General features: G+C 53.8%; 11 protein-coding genes and 5 pseudogenes. 9 read left to right on the top strand and 7 right to left on the bottom strand.

Features of this window, described 5'->3' with window-relative positions:
• The first annotated feature begins 430 nt into the window (after positions 1–430).
• The 6 genes and pseudogenes from ACQGXV_RS36515 to ACQGXV_RS36540 all read left to right on the top strand — a co-directional run bounded on the left by ACQGXV_RS36515 (position 431) and on the right by ACQGXV_RS36540 (position 10,753).
• Positions 431–1,447 (top strand): iron ABC transporter substrate-binding protein, encoded by a 1,017-nt coding sequence (locus ACQGXV_RS36515; RefSeq protein WP_440867904.1) that lies wholly within the window; start codon positions 431–433, stop codon positions 1,445–1,447.
• 94 nt (positions 1,448–1,541) lie between these two features.
• Positions 1,542–3,044 carry an ABC transporter permease gene (locus ACQGXV_RS36520; RefSeq protein ID WP_440867955.1) on the top strand — a complete coding sequence of 501 codons (1,503 nt, stop codon included), beginning with the start codon at positions 1,542–1,544 and terminating at the stop codon, positions 3,042–3,044.
• Position 3,045: 1 nt separating this feature from the next.
• Positions 3,046–4,086 carry an ABC transporter ATP-binding protein gene (locus ACQGXV_RS36525; RefSeq protein ID WP_440867905.1) on the top strand — a complete coding sequence of 347 codons (1,041 nt, stop codon included), beginning with the start codon at positions 3,046–3,048 and terminating at the stop codon, positions 4,084–4,086.
• A gap of 214 nt (positions 4,087–4,300) precedes the next feature.
• Positions 4,301–5,436, top strand: a pseudogene (locus tag ACQGXV_RS36530) (IS3 family transposase).
• Positions 5,437–5,551: 115 nt separating this feature from the next.
• Positions 5,552–6,524, top strand: a pseudogene (locus ACQGXV_RS36535) (ExeA family protein).
• Positions 6,525–6,706: 182 nt separating this feature from the next.
• A complete protein-coding gene (locus ACQGXV_RS36540; protein ID WP_440867906.1) occupies positions 6,707–10,753 on the top strand; it encodes an SNF2-related protein in 4,047 nt (1,348 codons plus the stop codon).
• Positions 10,754–11,072: 319 nt separating this feature from the next.
• On the opposite strand, the gene ACQGXV_RS36545 is transcribed toward ACQGXV_RS36540, so the two are convergent.
• The gene (locus tag ACQGXV_RS36545) at positions 11,073–11,807 is read right to left on the bottom strand and encodes a hypothetical protein (protein ID WP_440867907.1); all 735 of its coding nucleotides are present in this window, start codon (positions 11,805–11,807) and stop codon (positions 11,073–11,075) included.
• A 544-nt stretch (positions 11,808–12,351) separates the two neighbouring features.
• Positions 12,352–12,516: pseudogene (locus ACQGXV_RS36550) on the bottom strand (transposase); the annotation flags it as partial.
• A gap of 60 nt (positions 12,517–12,576) precedes the next feature.
• Between ACQGXV_RS36550 and ACQGXV_RS36555 the strand changes: the two are divergent.
• Positions 12,577–12,720 (top strand): annotated as a pseudogene (locus ACQGXV_RS36555) (IS256 family transposase); the annotation flags it as partial.
• A gap of 161 nt (positions 12,721–12,881) precedes the next feature.
• Here ACQGXV_RS36555 and ACQGXV_RS36560 read toward each other — a convergent pair.
• Positions 12,882–14,102 carry an IS91 family transposase gene (locus ACQGXV_RS36560; RefSeq protein WP_440867908.1) on the bottom strand — a complete coding sequence of 407 codons (1,221 nt, stop codon included), beginning with the start codon at positions 14,100–14,102 and terminating at the stop codon, positions 12,882–12,884.
• Between the two features lie 106 nt (positions 14,103–14,208).
• Here ACQGXV_RS36560 and ACQGXV_RS36565 point away from each other — a divergent pair, with 106 nt between their 5' ends.
• Both ACQGXV_RS36565 and ACQGXV_RS36570 read left to right on the top strand, forming a co-directional pair.
• Entirely contained in the window at positions 14,209–14,469 is a 261-nt protein-coding gene (locus tag ACQGXV_RS36565) for a transposase (protein WP_440867909.1), read from the top strand.
• Positions 14,470–14,651: 182 nt separating this feature from the next.
• A pseudogene (locus ACQGXV_RS36570) lies at positions 14,652–15,572 on the top strand (IS3 family transposase); the annotation flags it as partial.
• Positions 15,573–15,575: 3 nt separating this feature from the next.
• Here ACQGXV_RS36570 and ACQGXV_RS36575 read toward each other — a convergent pair.
• From ACQGXV_RS36575 to ACQGXV_RS36590, 4 genes are all read right to left on the bottom strand, one after another.
• Positions 15,576–16,040: a DDE-type integrase/transposase/recombinase gene (locus tag ACQGXV_RS36575; RefSeq protein WP_440867910.1), complete on the bottom strand. Its 465-nt coding sequence runs from the start codon at positions 16,038–16,040 to the stop codon at positions 15,576–15,578.
• A 163-nt stretch (positions 16,041–16,203) separates the two neighbouring features.
• The gene (locus ACQGXV_RS36580) at positions 16,204–16,629 is read right to left on the bottom strand and encodes a transposase (RefSeq protein WP_440867911.1); all 426 of its coding nucleotides are present in this window, start codon (positions 16,627–16,629) and stop codon (positions 16,204–16,206) included.
• The gene (locus tag ACQGXV_RS36585) at positions 16,629–17,360 is read right to left on the bottom strand and encodes an IS30 family transposase (RefSeq protein ID WP_440867912.1); all 732 of its coding nucleotides are present in this window, start codon (positions 17,358–17,360) and stop codon (positions 16,629–16,631) included. The genes ACQGXV_RS36580 and ACQGXV_RS36585 overlap by 1 nt, the downstream gene beginning before the upstream one ends.
• Positions 17,311–17,697, bottom strand: coding sequence for a helix-turn-helix domain-containing protein (locus tag ACQGXV_RS36590; protein ID WP_440867913.1), 387 nt, complete (start codon positions 17,695–17,697; stop codon positions 17,311–17,313). The genes ACQGXV_RS36585 and ACQGXV_RS36590 overlap by 50 nt, the downstream gene beginning before the upstream one ends.
• Positions 17,698–17,915: the final 218 nt, after the last annotated feature.

The raw sequence follows: 17,915 nt of genomic DNA on the forward strand, positions 1-17,915 counted from the left end.
TTTCGACTGGGAATGGGGCCTTTGTTGCGTTTCGAGTGGGAATGGGGGAACAGACTGACTATGCGGCGGCAACATTCTGGCGATCACGGTCGCTTTACGTTCTGGCGAATAGCTTCTCATGAACAGCTTCTCGAACCCCCTGGATTTTTTTCAGTCAGAGGCGACAACATACCCTGACATGGGGGTATGTATAGTGCTGAATCACCTACATAATAGCTATTATAAACAAAGACTTAAGTATTTATTTATCTTGTTGAGGCCCCCGATTGCGGTTCAGGATTTTTATTGCAGCAGTGTTGTAATTCTCCCTATTTTACACCGTTATATGGTAATTTAAATCATTATAATTACTATTCTCCGTATCGATGTGCTTTAATCCATTCGCTGTGCATTCAGGTATTATGTACTCATTTCGATAAAGGATTAACTTATGAAGTTTAGTTTATCATCCCTTTTCTCTATTGCGGTGCTCACCTCCTCTGTTTTGTTAACACCGCTCGCCATTGCCGCAGACAACAGCGACGTGCTTGTGGTTTACAACGCCCAGCATGAAAATCTGGTGAAGTCATGGGTCGACGGTTTCACTAAAGAGACCGGGATCAAGGTTACGCTGCGTAACGGTGGAGACAGCGAACTGGGCAACGCCCTGGTTCAGGAGGGCAGCTTATCACCAGCTGATGTTTTCCTGACCGAGAACTCTCCGGCGATGGTGCTGGTCGATAACGCGAAGCTGTTTGCGCCGCTGGATAAAGCCACTCTGGACCAGGTTGCCCCAGCTTACCGCCCTGAAAACGGACGCTGGATCGGTATCGCGGCGCGTAGCACCGTGTTTGTCTACAACCCGGCTAAACTGAAAGAATCTCAGCTGCCAAAATCGTTAATGGATCTGGCAAAACCCGAGTGGAAAGGGCGCTGGGCAGCTTCTCCATCCGGTGCGGACTTCCAGGCTATCGTCAGTGCAGTACTAGCGCTAAAAGGCGAGCAAGCGACGCTTGACTGGCTGAAAGGGATGAAAACCAACTTTGTGGCCTACAAAGGCAACAGCACGGTGCTGAAAGCCGTAAATGCCGGGCAGATTGATGGTGGGGTGATTTATCACTACTACCGTTTTGTTGATCAGGCGAAAACCGGTGAAAACAGTAAAAAAACCAAACTGCACTACTTCAAACACCAGGATCCTGGCGCTTTCGTCAGCATTTCCGGTGCGGGCGTACTGGCCTCCAGCAAGCATCAGCAGCAGGCGCAAGCCTTTGTGAAGTGGATCACCGGCAAAGCGGGTCAGGATAGCCTGCGTACCAACGATGCGTTTGAATACGCGGTGGGTGTAAATGCCGCGTCCAATCCGAAACTGCTTCCGCTGAAGGATCTGGATGCGCCAAAAGCTGAAGCTTCCACGCTCAACAACAAAAAAGTCATTGATTTGATGACGCAAGCTGGCCTTCTTTAATTGATGTAGTGGTGAGAGCCTGATTTCAGTGGTCAATATCACCCGCACGCCGGATGTCCGGTGGCGTAGGGTACAACGACGTCCGGCGTTGACGATGATTTTGCTCGCGATACTTTTTGCGCTGCTATCGCTTACCCCCCCGGCCTTTGTGGTTGTGATTGGTTTTGACACCGGGTGGGAAACTGTCAAGGCACTCATTTTCCGCCCGCGTGTTGCTGAACTGCTCTGCAACACGCTGCTGTTGGTCATTATTTCGGTTCCTCTCTGTGTGCTGGTAGGTGTGATGCTCGCCTGGCTCACCGAACGAACCACCTTGGCAGGGCGCCGCATCTGGGCGATCCTGGCCGTCTCGCCGCTGGCAATACCAGCCTTTGTGCAGAGCTATGCCTGGGTCAGTGCGGTACCGTCCATTCACGGTCTGGCAGCCGGGGTCTTTCTCTCGGTGCTTGCATACTACCCGTTTATTTATCTCCCTGTTTCTGCGGTGCTGCGTCGCCTCGATCCGACGCTGGAAGATGTTGCCGCATCGTTAGGCACATCGCCCCGGTCGGCCTTTTTCCGAATTGTTCTGCCCCAGCTGAAACTGGCTATCTGGGGCGGGGCCTTACTGGTCACCCTGCATCTGCTGGCGGAGTATGGCCTGTATGCTATGATCCGCTTTGATACCTTTACCACCGCCATTTACGATCAGTTCCAGTCGACGTTCAGCGGCCCGGCGGCGAATATGTTGGCGGGGGTACTGGCCCTCTGCTGCCTGGTGTTTCTGACGCTCGAAGGGGCGACGCGCGGTAAAGTGCGCTACGCCCGTGTGGGTTCAGGTTCACCGCGCCAACAGCATCGCCTGCAATTGAATTTACCGCTGAGTGTAGTGGGGCAGTTTTTCTCGCTGGCGGTGTTGATGCTGGCACTGGTGGTGCCGCTGGCGGTGCTTGGTCGCTGGCTGTGGCTGGGTGGCATCGAAAACTGGACTCAGGCAGATATCTGGTTGTCGTTGCGCCAGACAATCGTGCTGGCCTCCGGCGGTGCGTTACTGATCATGCTGGCGGGGATCCCGGTCACCTGGCTGACAGTGCGTCATCCGCGTCCGTTGTTCCGTGCGCTGGAGGCGTGCAATTACTTTACCAGTTCGCTGCCGGGGATTGTGGTTGCACTGTCATTGGTCACAGTGACGATCCATTATTTGCACCCTCTCTATCAAACCGAGTTCACCCTCTTTCTGGCCTATCTGCTCATGTTTATGCCGCGTGGGCTGGTGAATCTGCGCGCCGGTATTGCGCAGGCACCGCTGGAGCTGGAAAACGTTGCCCGCAGTTTAGGTAAAACTCAGGCTAGCGCCATCTGGGTGATCACCATGCGTCTGGCCGCGCCGGGCGCCGCCGCCGGTGGCGCGTTGGTGTTCCTTGGCATCACCAACGAACTCACGGCGACGCTGCTGCTTTCACCGTCGGGGACGAGAACGCTCTCCACCGGATTCTGGGCGCTGACCAGTGAAATTGATTATGTTGCCGCAGCGCCTTACGCACTGTTGATGGTGCTGATCTCGCTGCCGCTGACCGAACTCCTTTACGCGCAGTCGAAAAAATTAGCGGGCCTGTAAGATGATTGAATTAGCAAATATTTCCAAAAAATTTGGCCAGATGCCGGTGCTGGAAGACCTGAGTCTTACGGTGATGCCGCATTCCCGCACGGTGATCGTCGGCCCTTCCGGTTCGGGCAAAACTACCTTGCTGCGTATTTTGGCCGGTTTTGAATCGCCGGACAGCGGGCGGATTGTCCTGAATGGCAAAACGCTGTTTGATGCGGACACCTTTATTCCGGCGCATCTGCGCGGGATCGGCTTTGTACCGCAGGAAGGGGGGTTGTTCCCGCATATGAAAGTGGCCGACAACATTGCCTACGGGCTGAAGGGTTCAAAGCAGGAAAACCAACGTCGGGTGGCGGAGTTGATGGATCTGGTCTCCCTCAGCCATGCCCTTGCAGATCACTGGCCACATGAGATCTCCGGCGGACAGCAGCAACGTGTGGCGCTGGCGCGCGCACTGGCGCAGGAGCCTGTGTTGATGTTGCTGGATGAGCCGTTCTCCGCGCTGGATACCGGGCTGCGCGCCGCAACGCGCAAAGCGACGGCGAATTTGCTGGACGAGGCCGGGGTGGCGTCGGTTCTGGTCACCCACGACCAGCAGGAGGCGCTCTCTTTTGCCAGCCAGATTGCGGTTATGCGCAAAGGGAGTTTCGCCCAGGTAGGGTCGCCGATGGAGGTTTATTATCAACCGGTGGATGAAGCCACTGCGCTGTTTCTAGGCGATGCACTGATTTTCCCGGCCCGGGTGAACGGGGAGGTGGCAACCTGTGCGCTGGGTCCTGTCCCGGTGGATAACCCACTCGCCAGCGGTGAAAAACGCATCATGCTGCGTCATGAACAGGTGGTGATAACTCCTCGAGTATCCGACTGCGATCCGGCTCAGGCAGTCACGATAACCGATGTGGATTTCACCGGGTATCTGTCAACTCTGACGCTTGCCTGCCCGGCGTGGCCAGGGGTGTTGCAGGTGAAAACGGTCAGTCAGCAAAGATGGCAGGTGAATATGGCGGTGGTGCTGAGGGTGGAGGGTTATGGTTGTGTGTTAGGGGATTATTGACAAGCTATATCAGTTCGCTAGCTTGCCGGAGGTGCTTTTCAGTAGACCCTGTACACGATTCTGATCTGGCCCAGACTTGGTGGACACGCCCTTAAGAGAGGACTTGTCGTTCAAATACCATCGGGCTGACATAGCCCAGCGTGCTATGCCGCCGTTTCTGTGTAGTGGTTGAATAATCAGGACACTAAACTTACATCCAAAACGGAGGTGTTTAGTGAACCATAAACGACAATTTACCCCTGAGTTTAAAAAGGAAGCCGTTGCCCTGGTAACAGAGCAGGGCTATACGATAGCCAGGGCAGCAGCATCGCTGGGCATAAGCAACAAAACCCTGCATACATGGGTCTCGCTGGCCGCGAGCAGAGCAACGGCGTACTCAGCGATGATGAACGTGCAGAGTTAAAACTGTTACAAAAGGAAAACAAAGAGTTACGTACAGAGAAGGAGATACTAAAAAAGGCGAGTGCCTTCTTCGCGAAACATATGTCGTGAGATACCGGTTCATTCTCGACAATGCCACTGACTTCAGCGTTCGACACTCTGTCGGGTCATGCGTGTGACGGCCTCTGCCTGGTATGCATGGCGAAAAAAGCCCGCCGAACCGCTGCAAAAAGACGTGGAGGTCCGGGTCAGGTTAAAGGCGCTGTTCGCCGCCAGCAGGCAGGGAGCAGGAAGCCGGACCCTGGTCAAAAGGCTTCGTGGAGAAGGCATCATAATCAGCCGCTGGCGGGTGAAGAAACTCATGCAGGAAGAGGGGCTGGTCTGCCGACAGCGCCGGACTTATAAGGTCACGACAAAACCCCGCCCGGGTGCAGAGGTGGCCCCAAACCTGCTGAACCAGAATTTTAACCCTCCGGGGCCAAATCAGGTGTGGGCGAGTGACATCACGTATCTGAAGACCGGTGAAGGCTGGCTGTATCTTGCGGCTATTATGGATTTGTACTCCCGGCAGATAGTGGGCTGGCAGGTGGACAGACGGATGACCTCATCGCTGGTCTGCGGGGCCCTGATGAAGGCATATAACCTGCGAACTCCCCCGCCGGGCCTGGTGGTGCATACGGACAGGGGGCGCAGTACACGGGACAACGCTTTCAGGCGCTGCTGAGCAGCTACAGGCTGAGGAGCAGTATGGGAGACGTGGGTGCCTGCTGGGATAATGCGGTGATGGAGCGCTTCTGGGGCAGTCTGAAACATGAATGGTTGCTGCTGGTACCCCAGCCAACACGGGCTTACATGGAGCAGGATGTGGCGACGTATATCCGCTACTACAACCTACACAGGCATCATGCCGCTAACGGGGATCTGTCTCCGGTGCGTTATGAACAAATGGCTGAGAAAAAAGTGTCCTGATTTACTTGACCAGTGCATTCATCGGACAGTTGCTGGATGAAACATTATCCAGAACGGTGATTATTGCGGCTATTCATGAGCGTTTCCCTGCAGGAAGAAAAGGAGGATATAACTGATGCTTACTGAAGTCATGCACTACTATGGGCTGCGCTGCGAGCCGGTTGATATGGGGTTCTTCGAAACAGAACACCATGAACTACTCCTGCGGGATCTCCGGGCGGCTATCCAGAATGGCAGACTGATAGCGCTTACTGCCGTCATTGGCTCAGGAAAAACGCTCTTGATGCGTCGTCTTCGGGAATCTCTGGAAAAAGAAGGCAAGGTTATCGTTGCCCGCTCCCTCAGTCTGGATAAGACAAAAATCACCGCATCATTACTGGATGCCGCCCTGTTTTACGATCTCTCGACAGAGAAAACCATCAAAATCCCCGGCGATGCAGAAAAACGGGCCCGTGAACTGCAGGCTTTATTCCGCAAGGCTAAAAAACCGGTAGCGTTGTTCATTGATGATGCCCATGACCTGCATCCGAAAACGCTGACGTCACTTAAGCGTCTGTTTGAACTGGCTACGGACGGTAAAGGTAAAATATCGGTCGTGCTTATTGGTCACCCCAAACTGAAAAATGATTTACGACGCCCCAGCATGGAAGAAGTGGGGGACCGGACCACGGTGTTTGAATTCGGGGGACTTCGTGATCGTCAGCGGGACTATATCGACTGGGTGATGCAGGGGATCCTCCCTGAGGGGGCAAAAGTAGGTGGTGTCATCACCGATGACGCCATTGCGCTGCTGGCCGCCAGGCTGAAAACGCCCTTTCAGATAGGGCGTCACCTGGTGCGTGCTTTTGAGGCCGGATTTGAAATGGGCGTCAGGCCGGTTGATGCCACGACGGTGGAAACCATTATGTCCCGGCGGATTGACGATCTTGAACCTCAGCTGACCCGCCATGGTTATGATGTCCGCGCACTTTGCGCTCAATTTGATGCCCGGCCTCCGGAAATCAGGCAACTGATGCGGGGAACGCTGAATTCCCAGCGTACTAACGGAGCTGGTCGAAGAAATGCGTACCGCCGGATTGCCATTATAAATCCCTCGTTCAGCTTTTATATAGCCAACCGACTTAAAAATGATTACATCCTATGCCCTGATATGCGGCAAAGAAGCATAGCTGGCTGTTATCAAAATAATGTCGCTTGGCTATACAGCCCCGTGTTCACCTTCTGGCCCAAACGCTGATTATCAGGGAACATCTTTTTCACAGGTAAGGATATGACCACACACAGTGACAATGTGACCTCTCAAGCGTTCATGGCGGAGGCTGTTGCAGGGCTTCCTCATCACCTCGCCGCCATTCTCTGCCAGCTGGCCCTGCTGGGTGAGTTATCAAAAACAGCCCTGCTGGATAATTTACACGTCCTTGATATCAGGACCGTCAGCCACCGGCGCATGAATGCCACTGAAATCACTGATGCCCTGGATTTTTTACTGGCTCAGGGCTGGCTGCAAAAAGTTGACACACGATGGCGACTGGCACACGGTCATGAAAACACCATTTTTCTCTGGCTGCTGACGCACCCGGATGCCCGCCGGACGATGCTGGAGAGCACAGGCCCGTTTCATCTGCGCGGGGCATTACGACAGGACAGATCGCGACTGTGGATAGCGCTTCTTACAGGGGACGCCGCGGAGTTGTCCCAACGGCTGGCGGAGTGGATGGCAGGCTATGATTATGTCTTTGCCGACCATCCGGCCGCCAGCCTGTTTGCTGATGATGCTGGTCGTCGCGTCTTTTCCCTGCTGAACGGGGAGGTCCGGACCCTGCTTCTTGCGACCGCGCTGAACGATGCCAGCAACCGGCTCAGTGAATGTACGGACATCTGGCGCTTTGCCTGTGACGATGCAGGTATACAGGCCTCTGTCCCGGACATGTTGCGCGGTCCGCTGGCCCTGCAGGCGCTGTGGCGTGATGAGCGTGAGCTGCTGGATAAACTGAAACAGGGTGGCCTGCCACTGCCCGTTGCCGGCTGGGTTGCCCTGTGCAGCGGTGCTCGGGAGGAGGCGATGGAAGTCTACCGCCAGCTGGTCAGCCAGTACCGCAAAGCCACGCGCAAACGCCGGCTGTATCTGCCGCCGTTAACCTCCATCATGGCGGCCCTGACTCTGCTGACCCGCGACGAACCATCACATGCGACCACACTGAGTGAGGTGACACGGCACGCCGTCGATGAGGGATTTGGTACCGGATGGTCGCTGCTGCAGGACCTGCTCCGGGAGCGGAATGGCACATCTTCGTTATCCCCGCCGCAGATGAGTAGCCGGCCGCTGAACGGAATGGCCGGCATGCTGCAGGCGCTGGTGCTGTTCTGGCGGGAGGATGTTCCCGACCCGGATAAGTTCCGCAAACACCTGGAGACCTTTGCCCGTCAACTGGAAGCCCGGGGGTACAAATTACCGGCCAGTGACATTCGCACTCTCCTTCACCTGCAGTTCAGTGAGCCGACCCCTGAACGGCCAGCAGACCGGCTTCCCCTGAGCAGTCTCTGGCAGCGTAAGGCGGCCTGGGAATATGCGCTGGATGCACTGGGCCAGCTGACACCGAAGAGCAGCGACAGCGATTCCAGGCTGGTCTGGCTGCTGACGCTGGAGCCCTGGGGGACTGAAATTGCCCCTCTGGAGCAGAAACGTAATAAACAGGGCTGGACAAAGGGGCGTCCGGTCGCGCTGAAGCGTCTGCATGACTCTGCGGAGACGCTGCCCTGGCTGCTCGCGCAGGACCGCCAGATTGTCCGTCACATCCATTACACATCGGGCTACTCTTACTATGAACATGGCCGGTATGAGCTTGATGCCGTATCAGCACTTCCCCTGCTGGCCGGGCATCCGGCGGTCTTCTGGCATGATGCACCGGATATCCGCGTGGATATTGAAGCCGGTCAGGTCACGCTGGTACTCACCGAAGACGGCAGCCAGCTGTTGCTGACGCTGTCTCCTGCCATCAGCGACACGCAGCATCTGGTTACCCGGAAAGAGACACCAACCCGGGTAGTGGTTTGTCCTGTCAGCGATGAACACCGCCGGATAGCCGCCATTGTGGGTCAGGGGCTGCGCATTCCGCAAAGCGCCCGGGAACGGGTGCTGCAGTCAGTCTCAGCTATAGCACCGCTGCTGCCGGTCCGAGCTGACCTGCCGGAGCTGATGACCCACATTCCGCACGTGCCGGCGGATGACAAAATTTACGTGCATCTGTTACCGCTAGGAGAGGGGCTGCGCCTGCAGCCTCTGGTCCGCCCCCTGCCTGACGGAGCCTGGTTTACCCCCGGGCGAGGGGGAGACATTATCAACGGTGAGCTGGACGGCCAGTCAGTGCAGACCCGGCGCGACCTGTCACACGAACGACAACGGCTGCAGCAGGTGCTTCGCGACTGCCCGCTACTGGCCGACTCCGGGCAGGACGGCACCGAATGGCAGTTGACTGACCCGCAGGACGCGCTGGAGGCGCTGACGCAGTTGCGCGGTACGGATAAACAGCTGCTCGAGTGCGTGTGGCCGGAAGGTGAACGGCTGCGTCTCGGTGGACGTCGCGACATGCAGGCCCTGACGCTTAACGTCGGCCGCCAGGGCGAATGGTTCACCCTGAGCGGCACGCTGAATCTGGATGACGGCCGGGTACTGGAGCTGCGCCAGCTGCTGACGCTCCTGCAGGAAAGCCGGGGCCGTTTCATCCGGCTGGGCGATGAGGACTGGTTGGCGCTGGACAATCAGCTGCGCCAGCGTCTGCAGCAGATAGCGCTACTGAGCGGAAGTGGTGAACATCTCAGTCTGAATGCGCTGACCCTGCCGTTTCTGAAACAGCTCGCCGGTGAGGCCGGGGAGTTCGGCGGCGACGCTGACTGGCAGCGTCAGCTGAGCGGGCTGGAGGCGCGGGAAAAACACCATCCTGCCGTCCCTTCCACGCTGAAAGCGGAGTTGCGTGACTACCAGGAGGACGGATTTCGCTGGCTCTCCCGCCTGGCACAGTGGGGCGTGGGAGCCTGTCTGGCCGATGATATGGGGCTGGGGAAAACCCTTCAGGCGCTGGCCCTGCTGCTCGAACGCGCACCCGGAGGACCACAACTGGTAGTGGCCCCGACCTCAGTAACCCATAACTGGCTGAGTGAAAGTGAACGGTTTGCGCCCACGCTCCGGCTGCGGGATTACCGGCGTCACCGTGACCTGTCAGATACCGGTGCCTTTGAGGTGGTGGTGGTCAGTTACGGCCTGTTGCTGCAGGATGCGGAGGCCTTTGCCGGGCAGACCTGGCACAGCGTGGTAGTGGACGAAGCCCAGTCCATCAAAAATGCGCAGACGCAGCGGGCCAGAGCAGTGACGGCGCTGAAGGCCGATTTCCGACTGGCGCTGAGCGGTACGCCGGTTGAAAATCACCTGGGTGAGCTGTGGAGCCTCTTTCGTTTCCTCAATCCGGGGCTGCTGGGAAGCCTGAAATCCTTTAATCAGCGATTTGTCGTTTCGGCAGAACAGGGGGACAGGCTGGCTGCCGGAACGCTGAAACAGCTGATAAAACCCTTTGTGCTGCGCAGAACCAAAGCGCAGGTGCTTGATGAACTGCCACCACGCACCGACATCCTTTATACCATCCCCATGAGCGAGGAAGAACAGCACTGGTACGAGGCGCTGCGGCGACAGGCGGTTGAACGACTGGAGAAGGGCGAAGACATCAGCCCGCTGCAGGTCCTGACGGAAATTACCCGCCTGCGGCGGTTCTGCTGCAATCCCTCCCTGGTGCTGGACGGCTCAGCGCCGGAAAGCAGCAAGCTGTCGGCATGTCTGGACATTATCAGAGAGCTAAGGGATAACCACCATAAGGCGCTGATCTTCAGCCAGTTTGTTGACCACCTGACGCTGCTGCGAACCGCACTGGATGGGGCGGGTATGACTTACCAGTACCTGGACGGCACCACGTCGCCCTCTGAGCGTAAAAAACGCGTGGAAGCTTTTCAGGGCGGAGAGGGAGACCTGTTCCTGATAAGCCTGAAGGCCGGTGGAACCGGGCTTAACCTGACAGCCGCCGATTACGTCATTCATCTCGACCCGTGGTGGAATCCGGCCGTGGAGGATCAGGCCAGTGACCGTGCCCATCGCATGGGACAGGAGCGGCCGGTAACGGTTTACCGCCTGGTGATGGAAGGTACCATTGAGGAGCAGATGGTCTCCCTGCACGGAAGGAAACGGCAGATGGCAGAAGATTTGCTGGAAGGCAGTGATGCTGTGGGAAGACTTGATACTGAGACGCTGCTGTCCGTGCTACGAGGCCAGTAATCATTAGCAGGCTTACCGCAACGGGTTTTCTTACGGTGGGGGGGGGATAAACTGGGCGAAGCGGTAGGCACCAGAAAACCGGCCGTTTTTCTGGTGGTCTTCTCATTCTCAGGAAGGGTGCGCGGGCGAATCAGTAATGTGGTTCGGAATCAGCTAAAGTGATTTGAAACGGGTTTTCATTCTCACGGAATATGGTTTGGGAAAGTGCATTTATTGCGCGTCAGGCCGATCATCATTGCGCGTCACTACAGGTAACGCGAAATATCGTCGGCTGTGGGGTGGTACCAATGCACGTCAAACCCCACTGCCGATAAATATATCACGCCCTGTCATCCCTGCTCTCAAGATATTTGAGTGATACTTGCAAGGTGATCAGTCGGTAATCGATATTTCCTATTCTATCATCATCCCCTTTGAGTTGAGCCTCCATGTCGTTTACAAAAGCTTTGGTGATATCCAGATCGAAAAGACCATACTCAAGCAGAGTGAGTTTAATGTCTGGGTTTTTCTCTAAAAAAAAGCAGCTATAATCCATAACCTCATCCCCACCGTAGTTATCTTTTATCTTGGTATCAGGGAATTGTCTTGCAAACTCAATGTCATTATCGGCGGCGAATTTTTTAACAATAGCACCGTAGTTTTCAACCAAAGGCAACTGATTAACTGAAAGCTCAGACAGTGATTGCCAATTATTGGGTGTATCGAAGCTGTAAATATCGACCTTATCGATTGAAAACGTGTACCGTGTCCCTTTCATGCCCAGCGGTTGTGCATTTACTTTAAAAAGATTTCTGTATGCCGGTAACGCCAACGCTTTGAGTTTCTCAAAATTATAAAAACGATAATAGACTGTGCCACCGAGTTTGGCGGCAGGATACTCATTAATGTTTTCATAAAGAGAATCGATAACGTCTTTTTTCGGCGAAATTCTGAAAAGATCGAGAAATCGTTGCCATAAATTCAACGCCGTTGCTTTTTTTTTATCGTCATACTGTACTAAATTCGTCATATTGCAATGGTGTAATTTCCTTCCCCCTGCAAGTTCTATTTCCATCTTGCAATTCCTCCCTCTGTGTTTATTAATGACATCGCCTAGCGTAGGCCACGTATTCGAAACAACAGCACAATGCCGTTTCAACCCGTCATACACGCATCATTACCTGAGCGGGGATTTTTTTACCCGTAATACCGTGAAGCGCTTGATCGCAGAGGCACTTGATTATCTAATCAATACCCTAAGCGCTACGGGGTTGGGTGACCGTAAGGATTCCTTAACTTTTGGCAATAAGCTTTTTAGCTATAAACCATAGCGTTTTTATACCCAATAAGATTAAGTGTTACTTGCTCAGGTTATTTTTTGTCTCAAAAATAACCTGAACGAATGCAATAATGAGACATTGAAAGGTGAGATGTTTTTCTGAGACACATCGGGAGCATTACGACCACGTTTACCGAATTAAACCCAATGCTGGCGGCGACTCTCATCAAACGCTCGTTAAATGAGTCTGCAATACGGTTATAAAATTATAAACCGTTATAACTTTTAGGCTTATTGCCAAAAGTTAAGGAATCCTTACGGTCACCCTAGGCTGTGTCCCTTAATTACGTAACCGGGCGTAAAACAAGCGGATGCAGCCCAGTTTCACCATTGCTAGATAGTTTCTTGCCGTTTTTTCATAACGTGTGGCAATCCGTCTATATTCCTTTAAACGGCCAAAACATCTTTCTACAACGTTGCGACGGCGATAAGCATCACGATAAAGGAGACTGTAAAATAATCTGTGTAAATGGCATTTTGAGGAAAACCTTCAAAGGATAACAAAATGCCTATCAGCAACGAACTTATTGACCAACTGCTTCAAGATTGTCACTCCCCTCAGGATCTGCTGGGTGAATCAGGCCTACTGAAGGTGCTGACTAAAAGACTGGCGGAACGGGTTCTTGAAGCTGAGATGGAGATGCATCTTGACGCCTAGGAATTTCAAACTTTTTGGGGCCCCTGATTTCGGGGGCTGGCAACGATGAAAACCGGCTTTTTTATCGTGAATGCCTCTGTGTTTGGGTGATTTTTGAACACATTGCGCGTTTTTTGATTACATCGCCGAATTCCAGGCAGAGTTTCCCCGCATTATCCAACGTAACGCATTCGCGCTATCTCCCCGGCGTTCGCGATTCGCTTCTCCAGGGCCGTTGCCGGCAGCGCCCGGCTGAACGCCATTTTTGCCCCGCACAGCAGGCAGGCAAACGGGTCTGTATTCAGTAATCCCTGACTCAGCGTTGTGTATGTCACTGGCGCTGCTTTTTTCACATTATCCTGCCCCAGGGCTTTTCTCACCAGAGGCAACAGTTTTCCCACTACGCGGTTAGCCAGAAAACCAAAGTAACGCACCATCCGGAAATGCTTCTCCGGTATATGCTTTATCAGCCGCAGTATCAGCTCACGCTGACTGAGCGCCAGGTCTTCATGCCTCCCCGTCCGGTGATCCAGAAAACGCAGGGTGATGCGGCTTCCCCCGTCGTAGTGTGCCAGTCGCGCACCCGACACAGGCAGTTTTTTCAGGTACCGGCCCAGGTACTTTGCTGTCTGCCGGGGATGTTTCGTCGGCTTCGCAAAATACACGTGCCAGTAAATCTCTCCCTGCTCATTTTTCCCCTGGCTGAGGATAAAGCGCTTCCATTCATCATAATCCCAGATGTGAGCCAGCTGCGGCGGCAGAACAAGAGACTCCCATGCAGACAGCAGATACTGGCGTACATTCCATACCCAGCGCGCCCTGACCTTCGGCAGGGCAAACGACAGTTTTTTCCAGGCACCGTGCTCATTTATGCCGCCGGAGGTCCACGACAGGTGAATATGGCAGTTCCAGTTAAGCTGGCGACCATACGTGTGAAGAGCGCCGAAAATACCGGTGGTCAGGCCCCGCTGCTCCGCAGCGTACAGCAGGTTGTCCGCCGCCAGCGCAAAGAGGCCATTCAGCAGCCAGCGGTTGGCTTCAAACAATGGCCACAGGGTATCCGGCATCGTGAATGTGCCGTGCTGGCACGGCGTATCCGGCAGGCGGGCCATCATGGTGGCAATCCACAGGTCGGTGGCCTTTTTGCCGCAGGTCGGACATCCGCGTCCGTGGCAGCTCTGATGGATGTAACGGTGGTGAGTGCAGTCGGGGTTGCTGCAGCGAAATTCCCGGCTGCCCGTCAGTGGGGTGCCGCAGGCCAGCATCTTTGTGACAACCTCAATCTCTACAGGCCGGAGCGGGTATGCCTCCATGATGTCAGCCCATGCCCTGTTGCGCTGAAACAGCGTCTTCATGGGGCGGGGCTGTATGCCGGTATCATCCGTGCGGGTCATCGGAGAGCATCTCCGCTTCGGTTTCGTACAGGTTGTAGTGGCATACTGAATTTGGCCACCTAAGTAGAGGTGATATGCTTACCTCATAATTTTTATAGGTGCCAAAATGAGTAAAATAATTACTGCTGAATTTAAATGTGAAACCGCCAAATTAGTCCTTGACCAAAATTATACCTACCAGGAAGCCGCGAAAGCCATTAACGTCAGTCTTTCAGCGATTAGCCGGTGGGTAAGAGCCCTTCGTTTAGAACGTCAAGGGAAAACATCGCCTGGTCTGCCATTAACACCTGAACAAATTGAGTTCAGAGAAATGAAGAAAAAAATCCACCGACTGGAAATGGAGAATGCCATCGGCTTTGTTGAATAATTTAAGATACTGATTTATATAAGTATTATAAAATTTCAACGACTAATTTTTCCTCTCGGAATGCTTTTTATTGTGCTAACTATTTGATTTGTCGTTCTAACAAAATACATTCTCTGTAAATGCATTCTAACTAAAGAAGATGTAAATCAAACGGTTAAATTATTCAACAAAGCCAATGCCATCTTAAAAAAGGCTACTTCGCTCTTAATGTCCGACTCACTGAAAAATTCTCGGTAGTTGAAAAGCTAAGAGCGCTTTATCCAGTGAAAGCGTTGTGTCGTATTTTTAATGTTCACCGAAGCAGTTATCGCTATTGGTGTCGACCTAAGGAGCCAGATATTGAGCGGACGATAAAACGTAGCCTGGTCAGCGAAGCGTGGAACGTTAGTGGCGGGTCTGCGGGCGCAAGGACTATCGCCACGATGGTTACCAATACACACGACGTGAAACTTGGGCGGTGGTTAGCGGGTAAGTTGATGAAAGAATTAACCCTCGTTAGTTGCCAAACAAGAAAACATCAATACAACCGCGGTGGAAATGAACGTATTGATATTCCAAATCTGCTCAATAGGCAGTTCGCTGTGACCAAGCCTGACCAGGTTTGGTGCGGCGATGTAACCTATATTTGGACAGGCGACCGATGGGCGTATCTGGCGGTGGTATTAGATTTATTTGCCCGAAAACCCGTGGGTTGGGCAATGTCGTTTTCGCCAGATTCAGAATTAACAGCCAAAGCACTACAAATGGCTTGGGAACTGCGTGGGCATCCCAAACAAGTCATGTTTCATAGTGACCAAGGAAGCCATTACACCAGTCGTGAGTATAGGCAGGCATTGTGGCGTTATCAGATGACCCAAAGTATGAGTCGCAGAGGAAATTGTTGGGATAATAGTCCGATGGAGCGATTCTTCCGTAGTCTGAAGACTGAATGGGTGCCAACGACTGGCTACCAAAGCTTTAGTACTGCTCAATCATCCATTATTCGCTACATAACCCATTATTATAGCGATGTCAGACCTCACTGGTATAACGGTGGGTTAACACCAAATGAATCAGAACGGCTGTTCCATCAACAGTCAGGTAGGGTGGCCAAATTTAGTTGACCACTACAGTGCACCGTTATCCGCATGCAGTACCAGCGGCTCCTGCCAGCAGCGCTCGCTCAGCACCGTTCGCTTCAGCAGTTCTGCTGCATACTCGCCGCTTTCGACCGGGTACACCTCATAACCCACTATTTTGCGACTGAACACATCTTCTATGAGATACAGGTAGAACCAGTGACCCGCCGTCAGCGACTTCAGCCAGGTGATGTCCCACGACCACACCTGGTTCGGCGCGATCGCCTTCCATGTCGACAGCGGCTTACTTTGCGGGGCCTGCTGACGCCCGCGATGACTGACCTCTCCGGCACGGCGCAACACCCGGTAAAACGTCGATTCACTGGCAACGTAACGCCCCTCATCGGCTAGTGCCGGTACGATTTGCGCCGGCGACAGACTGGCGAATCGTGGCTCATGGCAGATGGCCAGCACCTGCTGTTCCTCTTCAGCACTGAGCCTGTTTTTCGGCATCGGCCGTGATGCCGTCGGTCGCCGGTCGTCAGGACTTAGCCGCCAGCGCTGGAACGTCCGCTCGCTAAAATACCTACAGACCTGCAGGCATCGCTTTGCCGGACGCCGGCAGTGGCAGCCTCCTCCAGCATCTTCATCAGCAGTAACCTGTCGGCTGTGCGCGTCATTCGACCTCGCGTTCTTCGTCGAAGAACGCCTTGAGCTTTTTTTCCAGGATGAGCAGTGCCGCCGCTTCGGCGATGGCTTTGTCCTTGCGGGCTATTTCACGATTAAGCTGCTGAATTTCTTTTTGCTGTTTCTTTATTAAGGCTCTTTCTGCACGCTGACCTGGCTGCATAAACTCGTCCTTCCACTGCTGAATCTGTTCAGGATAGAGGCCTTTACGGCGACAGTATTCAGCCACAGCATGAGCAGAAAGCGGCGCGGTTTCAACGATAACGGCGAAGCGCGCATCCTGAGACCACTCCAGGTGGAGTTTACTCTCACTGGCTGCCGACTGAGTCGGAATTCCAGCCTGAGACCGCCAGCCATAAAGCGTATTGGCGGGAAGCCCCATTCCCAGTCGAAACGCAACAAAACGGTAGGGCATTATGCCGCCTGTAAGTGCGTTAAAAATACCTCATTTGGAGAACGATAACCCAGCGATTTTCTGCCTCGCGTATTGAGCAGGTGTTCGAGTGCTGCAACCTTGCGATGGGTGACATAATTGAAGTCCGTTCCCTTCGGGTAAAAACGCCGTATCAGCCCGTTGGTATGCTCATTCAACCCGCGTTCCCAGGAATGATATGGCCGGGCAAAGTAGACCGGTGCCCCCGTGACTTTTGTAATTTCCCCGTGCTGGGAAAATTCAGAACCGTTGTCAGCAGTCAGGGTTTTAAACTCGCAGAAGGTATTGGCAACGATGTCCCTGAAGGCCGCTACCACTGTCTCTGCTCGCTTGTTGGGCAGTTTGCGAATGATGACCAGCTTGACGGCTTTATCGACCACCGTCAGCAGGAATGATTTCTGATCTTTGCCAAAGATGGTGTCAATCTCGAAATGCCCGGGTTCCTGTTTGAGGTCAGCAACGGCCGGCCGCTGCTCAATGCCAACACGGTTGGGAATAGGACCGCGTTTGTTCTCATCGGTCTGATAGTTATACCGTTTACCCCGATGAGGGAGCTGCTGATACAGCTCACCGCCGGCCCGGCGCTCCTGCAGGATATAGCGATAGAGCGAGTTCTTGCTGACGGACAGGCCAAATTCCAGGACCAGGCGCCCACTGATGACCTCAGGTGAGGTGTGGGTAGACAGCGCCGTTCTGATATAGCCAAGCGACATTATTTTGATAACAGCCAGCTATGCTTCTTTGCCGCATATCAGGGCATAGGATGTAATCATTTTTAAGTCGGTTGGCTATAAAGTCCTGAATGTGCGGTTCAAGCTGGTTAATCACGCTGTCCGGCCGTGTTTTCTGCCGCCGCCCTCTGGCCAACGTTTCGGCCCTTCTGCAGGAATAGACCCCGTTGAAAGCGGCGTCGGTATTGCGTCTGAGTTCCCTGCTGATGGTAGAACGAGGAAGCTCCAGTTCCCGGGCGATGGTGGCCTGGTTAACCCCATCACCACGCCGTTTTTCGATGTAGAACCGCTCTTTGTGAGTCAGATGTTTTCCCTGCATGCAACGGGATCTCCAGTAGGGCCAGAACGGTGATTTTATCCGGGTCTGGCCAGTGGGTCACTTTGTTGCATTTCGACTGGGAATGGGGCGAATGGGGCAAAGTTGCTCTGAGAAGGCCTGGGAATTTTATCAGATTAACGTAGCTGTACTGGCTGAAAGGATAACAATCATCCCGAGTGAATAACATGATAATATCTTATTATGTTAACAACACCTTA

It is taken from the genome of Symbiopectobacterium purcellii (genome assembly GCF_052050035.1).
GTDB lineage: Bacteria > Pseudomonadota > Gammaproteobacteria > Enterobacterales > Enterobacteriaceae > Symbiopectobacterium > Symbiopectobacterium purcellii_A.